The organism is Nocardioides sp. IC4_145, from assembly GCF_011250565.1.
GTDB lineage: Bacteria > Actinomycetota > Actinomycetes > Propionibacteriales > Nocardioidaceae > Nocardioides.
Genome location: NZ_JAANMS010000050.1, coordinates 17215 through 28849, shown reverse-complemented (window position 1 = coordinate 28849; position 11635 = coordinate 17215). Strand labels below are relative to the sequence as shown.

Here is an 11635-nt window from a genome sequence, read left to right as displayed (position 1 = left end):
CCTCCGGCCAGCCCTCCACCCTCGGTGACGTGATCGGCGGCCTCCTCGGCGGGACTGGCGGCAACGGGGGCGCCGGCAACGGGGGCAAGGGCTCCGGCAGCACGACGACCTCCGCCCCGACCACGCTCCCCGAGGTCATCGAGGACGTCCTCGGCGGCGTCGGCGACCTGGTCGGCGGCCTGCTGCAGCCGCCGCCCCCGAAGGGGACCCAGGCTCCCTGAGCCCGGCCTGCCGCGCAACGGCACCAGGACGGCGGCGTGGCGCCGGCCGCGCAACGGCACCAGGACGGCGGCGTGGCGCCGGCCGCGCAGCGGCACTCAGGACGGCGGCGTGGCGCCGGCCGCGCAGCGGCACTCAGGACGGCGGCGTGGCGCCGGCCGCGCAGCGGCACGGAGCGAAGCTCCGTAGCGACACGCCCGTCCCATCCAACAGAGCGAAGCTCCGTAGCGACACGCCCGTCCCATCCAACAGAGCGAAGCTCCGTAGCGACACGCCCGTCCCAGATAAGTCAGCGGAAGACGGACTGCCGCTGCATGAGCAGCGTGTAGAGCGTCTGCTGGATCGACTCGCGCACCTGGTCGGTGACGTTGAAGACCAGCATCGGGTCGTCGGCCGCGCCCTCGTCGTACTCGTCGGTGCGGACCGGCTCGCCGAACTCCAGCAGCCACTTCGAGGGCAGCGGGACCAGGCCGAGCGGGCCGAGCCAGGGAAAGAGCGGCGTGATCGGGACGTAGGGCAGGCCGAGCAGCCGCGCCAGCGACGGCACGTTGCCGACGAGCGGGTAGATCTCCTCGGCGCCGACCACCGAGAGCGGGACGATCGGCACGCCGGTGCGGATGGCCGCGGAGACGAAGCCGCCGCGACCGAAGCGCTGGAGCTTGTAGCGGTCGGAGTAGGGCTTGCCGATCCCCTTGAAGCCCTCCGGCCAAACGCCGACGAGCTCGCCGCCGCGCAGCATCCGCTCCGCGTCCTCGTTGCAGGCGAGCGTCGCGCCGCCCTTGCGGGCCAGCGCGCTGACCACCGGGGTGCGGAAGACCAGATCGGCTCCGAGCGGCCGCAGGTAGCGGCCGGTGTGGTCATGGATCGAGACCATCGTCATCAGGCCGTCGACCGGGATGGTGCCGGAGTGGTTCGAGACGACGAGCGCGCCGCCCTCGGCGGGGATGTTCTCGACGCCGCGGACCTCGATGCGGAACCACTTCTCCGCGACCGGGCGCAGCGCGGCCAGGAAGAACCGCTGGGTGACCTCCTCGTCGAAGCCGTACTCGTCGACGACGTAGTCACCGGTCACCCGGCGGCGCAAGAACGCCAGCAGCCGGGCCAGCTGCGGCTCCCACTGGTCGCCGAAGACCTCGCGGGCGGCGTGCTGGAAGGCGGCCAGCCAGTCCGAGAGCGGGATGCCCTGGGCGTCGCGCTCCTCCGTGGTGACGGCGGGCCGGGGCGCGGGGGCGAGGCCCGGCTCGACCGGTTGCCCAGGCTGCTTCGACTGCTCCGACCGGACCGGCTGCGCCGGCGGCCGGCGGCCAGGTCGCGGGCGGCCGAGGACGGCTGCTTGCCGGTGCCACGGCCGGGCCGGCCGCGCGTGCCGATCGGGATGATCTCGGCGTCACCCATGGTCGGCTCCCCTCGTCAACGGCCGGGCCGCGCCCCGCTCGAGCTGCTCCTCGACCGCGGCCAGCACGCGGTCGGTGCGGCCCCCGGTCGGCGGCAGCGAGCGGCCGAAGTCGGCGAACGCCTCCGCGGTCGTGTACGCCGGCTCGAAGCCGAGCACGGCGCGCATCCGCTGCGTGTCGACGCCGCGGCCGTAGGTGAGGAAGGCCAGCTGCTCGGGCGAGAAGTCCGCGAGGCGGGCCCGCCGCAGCACCGAGCCGAGGCTGCCGACCGCGGGAGCGGGCAGCGCGACGGTCGGGCGGCGCAGGCGGCGTACGGCCTGGGAGAGCATGAGGACCCCGTCGCCGGCGACGTTGAACGTGCCCGGCACGTCCTCCACCGTCGCGTGGCGGAGCACGGCGAGCAGGTCGTCCTCGTGGAGGAACTGCAGGCGCGGGTCGTGGCCGACCACCGTCGGGATGACCGGCAGCCGGAAGTAGGAGGTGATGGGGCTGGTGACGTGCGGACCGATCACGTTCGCGCAGCGCAGGAGCGACACGCGGACGTCCGAGCGCCGGCGCGCGAAGCCACGGACGTAGCCCTCGACCTCCGCGACGTCCTTGGCGTAGCCGCTGCGCGGGGCGCGACGCGGCTCCATGTCCTCGGTGAACATCGCGGGGTCACGGTTGCTGGCGCCGTACACCGTCGTCGTCGACTTCACGACGAGGTGCTGGACGCTCGTCGCCTTCTGGCAGGCAGCGAGCAGCTGCATCGTGCCGATGACGTTGAGCTCCTTCATCGTCCCCCGCCCGCCGGCGCTGGCGGGGGTGGCGATGACGCTCATGTGGACGACGGTGTCGACGTCCTCCTTCGCGATGACCTTGGCGATCACCGGGTTGCGAATGTCCGCCCGCACGAAGGAGACGTCACCGAGGTCCCCGCGCGGGGGGACCACGTCGACGCCGATGACGCGTCCGACGGAGGGCTCAGCGGCGAGCGAGCGCGCGAATCGTCGACCGAGGTCACGGGAGACCCCGGTGACGAGCACGACCCGGCCGCTGGTCACCACTCCGCCGCGCGCAGGCCTACTTGCCGAGCTTGCGACGCTGGACGCGCGTCTTCTTCAGCAGCTTGCGGTGCTTCTTCTTGGCCATGCGCTTGCGCCGCTTCTTGATGACAGAACCCACGGGATACCTTTCGACAGCTGTGCGCCACCCCGGGAGTCGCCCGAGGGACCGGCACAGCCTAACGGCCGCCCCGAAGCGCACCGCAATCGGTGCCGAGGCGTGGGCCCCGGCCCGGACCCGCAGTCGGCTCGGGCGTCAGCCGGCGTCGTAGAAGCTCCGGCGGATGTACTCGTTCGCGTCCTCCTCGCGCACGCGGAAGGACCGGCCGACGCGCACGGCGGCGAGGTCCCCGTTGTGGACGAGGCGGTAGACGGTCATCTTCGAGACCCGCATCATCGCCGCGACCTCGGCGACGGTGAGGAACTTCGCGTCGGAGATGTCTCCGGGCGGGTTGGCAGCCATGGCACACCGTGCTTTCTCTGCGCCCGCCACCGACTTCCCCAGCGGTGATCACACGGGCGCGCTCCGGTGAGAATAGGGGCAGGTGTGACTGGTGGGGAAGAGGAAGGCTGAAGAAACTTCAGCAGCCTCGGCGTGTCCGCTTGCGCCAGACCTCCGCGAACCTCGCGAAACTCACGGCATCGGGTCCAGGCCGTGGCACGGGAAGGCCGCCATCCGGGTCGCGTGGATCGCCCGGTCCAGCCAGGTGTCGGGGTCGTAGCCGTCGCGCCAGTCGCGGTAGGCCGGGGTCCGGCCGTCGGTCATGAGGTACGGCGCGGTGCGGTCCAGCCGCTCGCGGACGTGCTCGCGCCACGCGCCGGGCGTCTCCAGCCTGGGGTCCAGCGGCGCGCCCGCGACGATCGCGAGCAGGTGGGTCCACGCCCGCGGCACGACCTCCACCAGCGCGTACCCGCCGCCGCCGGTCGCCACCCAGCGTCCGCCGGCGACCTCGTGGGCCAGGTCGTGGAGGGCGAGGTACGCCGCCCGCTGGCCGTCGACGCTGAGCATGAGGTGGGCCAGCGGGTCCTGCGCGTGGGAGTCGCACCCGTGCTGGGTCACCAGCACCTCGGGGTCGAACTCCCGCAGCAGCGGCGGCACGACCGCGTGGAACGCGCGCAGCCAGCCGGCGTCCGAGGTGCCGGGCGGCAGCGCGACGTTGACCGCCGACCCGGTGGCGTCGGGGCCACCGACGTCCTCGGCGAAGCCGGTGCCGGGGAAGAGCATCTGACCGGTCTCGTGCAGGGAGATCGTGAGCACGCGCGGGTCGTTCCAGAAGACCCGCTCGACGCCGTCCCCGTGGTGGACGTCGACGTCGACGTACGCCACCCGCTCCGCGCCGTTGTCGAGCAGGTGCTGGATGCCGATCGCGATGTCGTTGTAGATGCAGAAGCCGCTCGCCCGGTCGGGCATCGCGTGGTGCAGGCCGCCGGTGATGTTCGCGGCGTGCAGCACCTCCCCCGCCCACACCTGGCGGAACGCCTCGACGCTGGCGCCGACGACGTGCGCGGCGGCGCGGTGCATGTCGCGGAACACCGGGTTGTCCTCGCTGCCGAGGCCGTGCAGCTCGTCGGGCTCGACGGTGCGCCCGGCCCGCTCGACGGCCTCGATCAGGCGCGGGTCGTGCACGGTCGCGATCAGGTCGTCCGACGCCATCGGCGCAGGGGAGACACGCAGGCCGCTGAGCGCGTCCGGGCCGACCACGCCGAGCTCGGTCGCCAGCCGCATCGTCAGGTCGACCCGCAACGGGGACATGGGGTGGTGGGGGCCGAAGTCGTACTCCGCCAGCGTCTGGTCGAAGACGACGGTGGAGGGGCCCCCGCAGGTCGACATGGACGCGACGCTACTCGGCCGTGGCATCATCGCCTCGTGCTGTCCGAGCGTCCGACCTCTGTCGCCTCCCTGTGGTGGCCCGCCCCGTAGGCGGCCCACCCTCCAGCACACCCACCCACCAGGCCGCCCTCGAGGCGGCCTCGTCGCGTCCCGGGCCTCGGCCCGGACGCCGCGCAGCACCGGTCGCCCCGCGGGCCCGTCCACGAAGGAGCCCCCGTGCCCGCCACCTCCCTGTCCCTCGTCAAGCCCACCGGGTCGCCGACCCTCGGCAACCTCCTCGGCGCCCTGCGGCCGATGGCCGCCGCCCAGGACGCGGCGGACGACCCCGCCGACTGCTTCTACGGCGTGGCCGACCTGCACGCGCTGACCGTGCCCCACGACCCCGCCGAGCTGCGGTCACGCACGCGTGAGGTCGCGACGCTGCTGCTCGCCGTCGGGCTCGACCGGTCGACGCTCTTCGTCCAGTCCCGGGTCCCCGCGCACCGCCAGCTCGCCTACCTGCTCGAGTGCGTCGCGACCACCGGCGAGCTGTCGCGGATGATCCAGTTCAAGGAGAAGGGCCGCCCCGGCAGCCGGGCGTCGCTCTACACCTACCCGGTGCTGATGGCGGCCGACATCCTCCTGCACCGGCCGGCACGGGTCCCCGTCGGCGACGACCAGCGCCAGCACGTCGAGCTCGCCCGCGACCTCGCGACGCGGTTCAACGCGGCGTACGGGCCGGTCCTGGTGGTCCCCGAGATGGCGACGCCGCCGGCTGCCGCGCGGGTCATGGACCTCCAGGACCCGACCGCGAAGATGGGCAAGTCGGGCACCGACGCGCGCTCGGGGACCGCCGGCGTCATCCACGTCCTCGACGGGCCGGACGTCGTGCGCCGGAAGGTCGCGCGGGCGGTCACGGACAGCGACACCGCCCCGGACGCGGTCCGCGCCGACCGGTCGGCCAAGCCGGGCGTCACCAACCTGCTCGAGGTGCTCGTCGCCTGCGGTGGGTCCGCGGACGGGATCGCCACCTACGGCGCGCTGAAGGCAGCGGTCACCGACGCGGTCGTCGCGACGCTGGAGCCGGTGCAGGTCAGGTACGCCGAGCTGGCCGACGACCAGGCGCACGTCGAGGAGGTGTACGCCGCCGGCGAGGCGCGCTGCCGGGAGGTCACCGCGCCGGTGCTGGCCGCGGTGGAGAGCGCCCTGGGTCTCGGGTGAGCGGTCCCTGCCCAGCGCCCCTGGCTCAGCGGTGCTGCCGTCGGCTGCCGCCGTGCCAGTCCTCCTCGGCCCCCGCGGCGTCCGGGTCGACGCCGAAGGAGCGCAGCTGCGGGCGTTCGCGGAGGCTGCGCTTGAGCTCGGCGAAGCCGGGGAACGACGCGAGCCCGACGACGTGGTCCCACAGGCGCACGGCGTCCTCGGGCGCGGGCAGCCGGCTGATGACCGGCCCGAAGAACCCCAACCCGTCGGCCACGGCGATGATCGGCGTGCCGACGTCCTTGCCGGTGAGCGCGAGCGCCTCGTCGGTCTCGGCCTGCACCCGGGCGTCGTGCGCGGCGTCGTCGAGCGCAGCGACGAGGTCGGTCGGCAGGCCGGCCTCCTCGAGCGCGGGCGCGAGGAACTCCGCGGTGCCGCGGACCTCGCGGTCGGCCGGCTCGGCGTCGTGGATGCGGTGGCCGAGGACCTCGTAGAGCCGCGCCACCGCCTCGGGACCGTGGTCGTCGCGGACCTGCGAGCAGACCCGGAGCAGCCGCAGGCCCGCGGTGTGGCCGGCCTCGTAGTCCGGCGGGAACTGCGCGTCGTAGTCGACGTCCTTGTTGAGCAGGCGCAGCGAGATGAAGCGCCACTCGACCGACAGCCTGCGCTGCCGCTGCACCTCGCGGACCCACTCGCTGGTCAGCCAGGCGAACGGGCAGACGGGGTCGAACCAGAACCGGACGTCGGCGGTCATGCGCCCGAGTCTGCCAGGGGCGCCCGGTCAGGACCCCTCGGCCAGCTCCCGCGACCGGTCGCGGGCGGCCTCCATCGCGGCGAGGAAGGCCGCGCGGACCTTGTGCACCTCGAGCTCGCGCAGCGCGGCGGCGGTGGTGCCGGCCGGCGAGGTCACCTGCTCGCGCAGGACGGCGGGGTGGGTGCCGGTCTCGCGCAGCATCTTCCCGGACCCGACGAGGGTCTGGATGGTCAGGTCGGTGGCGGTGGCGCGCGGCAGGCCGAGGTGGACGCCGGCCTCGATCATCGACTCGACGACGAAGAAGAGGTACGCCGGACCGGAGCCGCTGATCGCGGTCACCGCGTCCTGCTGGCGCTCGGGGATGCGCAGCACCTTGCCCACCGAGCCCATGAGCGACTCGACCTCGGCCAGGTGCTCCTCGGAGCAGTGCGACCCCGGGGAGATCGCCGCCATCCCCTCGTCGACCAGCGCGGGGGTGTTCGGCATGACCCGCACGACGGCGACGCCCTCGGGCACCCGTGCCTCGATGTACGCCGTGGTGATGCCGGCGGCCAGCGACACGACCAGCTGGCCGGCCCGCAGCACGGGGGCGACCTCGGCCAGCACGTCTCCCATGTCCTGCGGCTTGACGACGAGCACGACAGTGTCGGCCTTGGCGGCCGCGTCGACGTTGGGCACGACGGCGACGCCGTACCGCTCCTCGAGCTCGCGGGCGCGCTCGGCGCGCTTCTCGCCGACCAGCAGGTCGTCGACGCGCCGGCCGGCGCGGACCAGGCCGGACAGGAGGGTCTCCCCCATGACGCCGGCACCGAGGATCGCGGTCTGCGACATGGGCTGCTCCTGACTTGTCGGGCGCTACTTCTTGGAGATCAACGAACGCAGGAAGAATGTCAGGTTCTGCGGACGCTCCGCGAGGCGGCGGACCAGGTAGCCGTACCACTCGCCGCCGTAGGGCAGGTAGACCCGGACCGTCTCGCCGCTCGCGGCCAGCCGGCGCTGCTCCTCGGGGCGGATGCCGTAGAGCATCTGGAACTCGTAGGTGCCCTGCTCGCGGCCGTGGCGGCTGGCCAGCGACGAGGCGATCTCGACCATCCGCGGGTCGTGGGTGGCCACCATCGGGTAGCCCTGGCCGGCCATGAGGATCTTCAGGCACCGGACGTAGGCGGTGTCCACGTCGAGCCGCGACTGGTAGGCGACCTCCTCCGGCTCGTCGTACGCGCCCTTGCAGAGCCGGACCCGGGAGCCCTCGTGGGCCAGCTCGCGGCAGTCGGCCTCGGTGCGGTGGAGGTAGGCCTGGAGGACGGCGCCGGTCTCCGGGAAGTCCTTGCGGAGGTCGCGCAGGACGGCCAGCGTCGCGTCGGTGGTGGTGTGGTCCTCCGCGTCGAGGGTGACCGTCGTGCCGGCGTTGCGGGCAGCGCGGCAGATCGTGCGGGCGTTCTCGAGGGCGACCTGGTGGGTCGACGACGGCCCGGCGCTCCCCTGCGCCGACGTCCGCAGCGCGAGCCCGATCGCCGTCAGCTTGACCGACACCTCCGCGTGGCGGGCGAGCCCCCGGGCCGAGAGCTGGCCGAGCAGGTCGACGTAGGCCTGCACCGTCGCGTCGGCCTGCGCGTGCTCGGTCGTGTCCTCGCCGAGGTAGTCCAGGGTGACCTTCAGCCCCTCGTCGACCAGCCCGGTCGCCGCCGCGACGGCCGCCTCCGTCGTCTCCCCGGGCACGTAGCTGCGCACGATCCCGCTCGAGACGGGCAGGGTGCTGACGAGCTCGCGGACGGCTGCGCTGCGGGAGAGCGCGAGGAGCGGCTGGCGGAGCAGGGACATGCCTGCGAGGTTACGTCGGGGACCCCGCCAGGTGCTGCCGTGCGAACTCCAGCGACTCGCGCAGGTCGCCCTCCCGCTCCGCGCGCGTGGTGCAGCGCCGGGTGTTGATCTCCAGCACCACCTCGCCCGCGAACCCGGTGCGCGCCAGGTGGTGCAGGAAGCCGGCCGCGTCGATCGAGCCGCGGCCGGGCACGAGGTGCTCGTCCTTGGCCGAGCCCGTGCCGTCGGTGAGGTGGACGTGGCGCAGCCGCGGACCGAGCCGCTCGGCCATCGCCACCGGGTCGTCGTGCGCGATCGCGGCGTGGGAGAGGTCGATGACGGTGTTCGCGTAGGGCTCGTCGGAGGGGTCCCAGCCGGGGAGGTACATCTCGACACCGCGGCGCTGGCGGGCCCGCCAGGGGTACATGTTCTCGACCGCGAACGCGATGCCCGTGGACTCCTCGAGCGCCGCGATGCCGTCGACGAAGCCGGCGGCGTACTCCTTCTGCCAGCGGAAGGGCGGGTGGACCACGACCACCTCCGCGCCGACCTCGTGGGCCATGTCGGCCGAGCGCTGCAGCTTCGCCCAGGGCTCGGTGCCCCAGACGCGCTGGGTGAAGAGCAGCGTCGGGGCGTGGATCGCGGAGACGGGTACGCCGTGGTGCTCGGACAGCCGCCGGACCATCCCCGGGTGCTGGCTGACCCTGTCCAGCGCGACCATCACCTCGACCGCGTCGTACCCCAGGCTCGACGCCCAGCCGAAGGCGTGCGCGACCGACTCGGGGAAGACCGAGGAGGTGGACAGGCCGATCCGCGGGACCGTCACGGGCCGTCCAGGACGCTCATCCGGTCCAGGCGCTCGAGGATGACGCCCTCGCGCAGCGCCCAGGGGCAGATCTCGAGCGCGGGCAGCTCGAAGATGTCCATGCAGGCCTCCGCGACGAGCGCGCCGGCGACCACCTGGTGGGCGCGGTCGGTGGAGACGCCGGGCAGGGCGGCGAGCGCGGGCAGGTCCATCGCGGCGAGCTTCGGCAGCCAGGAGCGGAGCGTCTCGAGCGGGAGGGCGCGCGGGACGAGCGGGCCCTCGGCGGACGGTGCGGCGCCGCAGATGCGGGCCAGGGAGCGGAAGGTCTTCGAGGTGGCCGCCGCCCGGTCCGGCCGACCGGTCCGCAGCAGCTGGCCGGCGTCGCGCGCGATGTCGGCGCGGACCTGCTTGCGCAGGGCCCGCAGCGTGGCGTCGTCCACCGGGCCGCGGGGCAGGGAGGTGCGTGCCAGCCGGGCCGCGCCGAGCGGCAGCGACCAGGCGACGTCCGGCGCCTCGTCGGCGCCGGCCGCGATCTCCAGCGAGCCGCCGCCGATGTCGAAGACCGCGAGCCGCCCGGCCGACCAGCCGAACCAGCGGCGCACCGCCAGGAAGGTCAGCCGCGCCTCGGCCTCCCCCGTCAGCACGCCGATCGCGGCGCCGGTGCGCTCGCGCACGTGCTCGAGGACGGCGTCGGAGTTGCTCGCGTCCCGCACGGCCGAGGTGGCGAAGGCCAGCAGGTCCTCGCACCCCTTCTCCTCGGCCACCACGAGCGCGGCGGCGGTGAACGCCGTCAGTGCGTCGATGCCGGCCGGGGTGACCGCGCCGGCGGCGTCGAGGTGCTCGGCCAGGCGGAGCGGCCGCTTGAACGACGAGGCCGGCAGCGGTGCCGCGCCGCCGTGGGCGTCGACCACCAGCAGGTGACCGGTGTTGGACCCGATGTCCAGGACGCCCAGGCGCATGGCGCTCAACCTAGCGCCGGACACCTGGGGCAGGAGGCGGGCGCCGTACCCTGGCGGTGTGCCGGAAGTGGACCTCGACTTTCCCCGGGCGTGGGTGGAGTTCGTCAACCCCGACGACTCCTCGGAGGTCGTCCGCGCCGACCTGACCTGGCTGACCTCGGCCTACACCTGCATCTTCGGCCGCGGCTGCGCCGGCATCTACGCCGACGCCCCCGACGTGGGGTGCTGCACGCTCGGCGCGCACTTCGCCGACGAGGCCGACGAGGAGCGGGTCGCGGAGTTCGTCGGGATGCTCGACGAGGACCTCTGGCAGCTCAAGCCGGCCGGACGCCCCGTCGAGCGCTCGGACTGGGTCGAGGTCGACGACGAGGGCGAGCGCAAGACGTTGACCGTCGTGGTCGACGACCAGCAGGCCTGCGTCTTCCACAACCGCCCCGACTTCGCCCCCGCCTCCGGCGGTCCGGGGAGCGGCGGCGCCGGCTGCGCCCTCCACGCGCTCGCCTACGTGCTCGGCCGCAACCCGCTGGAGACCAAGCCCGACGTGTGCTGGCAGCTGCCGATCCGCCGCACCTTCCGCGACGTCGAGCGCCCCGACGGCACGTCGTACACCGAGGTCTCGATCGGCGAGTACGACCGCCGCGGCTGGGGCCCGGGCGGCCACGACCTGGACTGGTACTGCACCGGCAACACCGAGGCCCACGTCGCCGTGGAGCCGCTCTACCTCACCTCCGCCGCCGAGCTCGTCGCCCTCGTCGGCCAGGCGGCGTACGACGAGCTGGCACGGCGCTGCGACGCCCACCTCCGCTCCCGGTCCGCCCTCGCCCTCCATCCCGCCAGCCCCCGGCCGTCCTGAGGGACACACGGAACCTCTCGACGTCAAGACATCCCCACCCCAGTGTCCGGGTGATTCCCGCCTCTCCCGCACAATGCCGACATGCGCCTGGACCATCTCTCGTACGCCGCAGGACCCGATGGCCTGGCCAGCACCGCCCAGCGCATCGGGGGACTGCTCGGCCGGGAGTTCAGTGACGGAGGCGTGCACCCGCGCTTCGGCACCCGCAACATGACGCTCGCGCTCGGCGGCGGCACCTACCTCGAGATCGTCGAGGTGCTCGACCACCCGGCCTCGGACAAGGCCCCGTTCGGCCAGGCCGTGCGGGCCCGCTCCGCCCTCGGCGGCGGCTGGCTCGGCTGGGTCGTGGCCGTCCCCGACATCGGCCCGGTGGAGGCCCGGCTGGGTCGCCAGGCCGCGCAGGGCAACCGGCACCGCCCGGACGGCACCGAGCTGCGCTGGAAGCAGATCGGTGTCAACGGCCTGATCGCCGACCCGCAGCTGCCGTTCTTCATCGAGTGGGAGAGCCCCGCGGAGCTCCGTCCGTCGTCGGGCGCGTCGCCCGACTGGTCGCTGGCCTGCCTCGAGATCGCCGGCGACCCGCAGCGCGTCAGCGAGTGGCTCGGCGAGACCGTCGAGGCGCCGCTGGAGGACGTGAAGGTCGAGTGGGTCGCCCCGCACGGCACGCCGGGCATCATCGCCGCGCAGGTCAACACGCCCAACGGCCTGGTCCGTCTCTGACCGTCCCGGGGGTCGCGCCGGGCGCCGTCCCGAGCCCGAACATCTGGCACCACACCGCGACCTACGAGATCGAGAACCGGGCCG

14 protein-coding genes are annotated in these 11635 nt (G+C 73.8%); 4 read left to right on the top strand and 10 right to left on the bottom strand.

Translation table 11 applies throughout. The features are described 5' to 3' along the window. On the top strand, nucleotides 1-221 hold a 221-nt coding region (locus G6553_RS17870; protein ID WP_207619954.1), incomplete at its 5' end, for a hypothetical protein. Nucleotides 222-508: 287 nt separating this feature from the next. Here the strand turns inward: G6553_RS17870 and G6553_RS17865 are convergent. The 5 genes from G6553_RS17865 to G6553_RS17845 all read right to left on the bottom strand — a co-directional run bounded on the left by G6553_RS17865 (nucleotide 509) and on the right by G6553_RS17845 (nucleotide 4487). Next, nucleotides 509-1291 carry a lysophospholipid acyltransferase family protein gene (locus G6553_RS17865; RefSeq protein WP_347565792.1) on the bottom strand — a complete coding sequence of 261 codons (783 nt, stop codon included), beginning with the start codon at nucleotides 1289-1291 and terminating at the stop codon, nucleotides 509-511. A gap of 315 nt (nucleotides 1292-1606) precedes the next feature. Next, on the bottom strand, nucleotides 1607-2659 hold the full coding sequence (locus tag G6553_RS17860; protein WP_166195967.1) for an NAD-dependent epimerase/dehydratase family protein: 1053 nt from the start codon (nucleotides 2657-2659) through the stop codon (nucleotides 1607-1609). A gap of 16 nt (nucleotides 2660-2675) precedes the next feature. Next, complete coding sequence (locus G6553_RS21425; RefSeq protein WP_008356322.1) at nucleotides 2676-2777, bottom strand: AURKAIP1/COX24 domain-containing protein; 102 nt, start codon at nucleotides 2775-2777, stop codon at nucleotides 2676-2678. Nucleotides 2778-2912: 135 nt separating this feature from the next. Beyond that, nucleotides 2913-3119: a helix-turn-helix domain-containing protein gene (locus G6553_RS17850; RefSeq protein ID WP_154612902.1), complete on the bottom strand. Its 207-nt coding sequence runs from the start codon at nucleotides 3117-3119 to the stop codon at nucleotides 2913-2915. 171 nt (nucleotides 3120-3290) lie between these two features. Then, complete coding sequence (locus G6553_RS17845; protein ID WP_166195965.1) at nucleotides 3291-4487, bottom strand: acetoin utilization protein AcuC; 1197 nt, start codon at nucleotides 4485-4487, stop codon at nucleotides 3291-3293. A 216-nt stretch (nucleotides 4488-4703) separates the two neighbouring features. Between G6553_RS17845 and trpS the strand changes: the two genes are divergently transcribed. After that, the gene (trpS, locus tag G6553_RS17840; RefSeq protein ID WP_166195963.1) at nucleotides 4704-5687 is read left to right on the top strand and encodes a tryptophan--tRNA ligase; all 984 of its coding nucleotides are present in this window, start codon (nucleotides 4704-4706) and stop codon (nucleotides 5685-5687) included. Nucleotides 5688-5712: 25 nt separating this feature from the next. On the opposite strand, the gene G6553_RS17835 is transcribed toward trpS, so the two are convergent. From G6553_RS17835 to G6553_RS17815, 5 genes are read right to left on the bottom strand one after another with little or no spacing between them, the layout of a single operon-like run. Beyond that, a complete protein-coding gene (locus G6553_RS17835) occupies nucleotides 5713-6417 on the bottom strand; it encodes a DsbA family protein (protein ID WP_166195961.1) in 705 nt (234 codons plus the stop codon). A 27-nt stretch (nucleotides 6418-6444) separates the two neighbouring features. Then, nucleotides 6445-7248, bottom strand: coding sequence for a pyrroline-5-carboxylate reductase (gene proC / locus G6553_RS17830; protein WP_166195959.1), 804 nt, complete (start codon nucleotides 7246-7248; stop codon nucleotides 6445-6447). A 24-nt stretch (nucleotides 7249-7272) separates the two neighbouring features. Next, nucleotides 7273-8229: a proline dehydrogenase family protein gene (locus tag G6553_RS17825; RefSeq protein WP_166195975.1), complete on the bottom strand. Its 957-nt coding sequence runs from the start codon at nucleotides 8227-8229 to the stop codon at nucleotides 7273-7275. Nucleotides 8230-8245: 16 nt separating this feature from the next. Next, on the bottom strand, nucleotides 8246-9040 hold the full coding sequence (locus G6553_RS17820; RefSeq protein ID WP_166195957.1) for a sugar phosphate isomerase/epimerase: 795 nt from the start codon (nucleotides 9038-9040) through the stop codon (nucleotides 8246-8248). After that, nucleotides 9037-9978, bottom strand: a complete 942-nt coding sequence (locus tag G6553_RS17815; protein WP_166195955.1) for a Ppx/GppA phosphatase family protein — start codon at nucleotides 9976-9978, stop codon at nucleotides 9037-9039. Before G6553_RS17815 ends, G6553_RS17820 begins: the two co-directional genes overlap by 4 nt. Before the next feature lie 58 nt (nucleotides 9979-10036). On the opposite strand from G6553_RS17815, the gene G6553_RS17810 reads away from it, so the two are divergent. Continuing rightward, complete coding sequence (locus G6553_RS17810; protein WP_166195953.1) at nucleotides 10037-10831, top strand: hypothetical protein; 795 nt, start codon at nucleotides 10037-10039, stop codon at nucleotides 10829-10831. Nucleotides 10832-10912: 81 nt separating this feature from the next. Next, nucleotides 10913-11551, top strand: coding sequence for a VOC family protein (locus tag G6553_RS17805; RefSeq protein ID WP_166195951.1), 639 nt, complete (start codon nucleotides 10913-10915; stop codon nucleotides 11549-11551). Nucleotides 11552-11635: the final 84 nt, after the last annotated feature.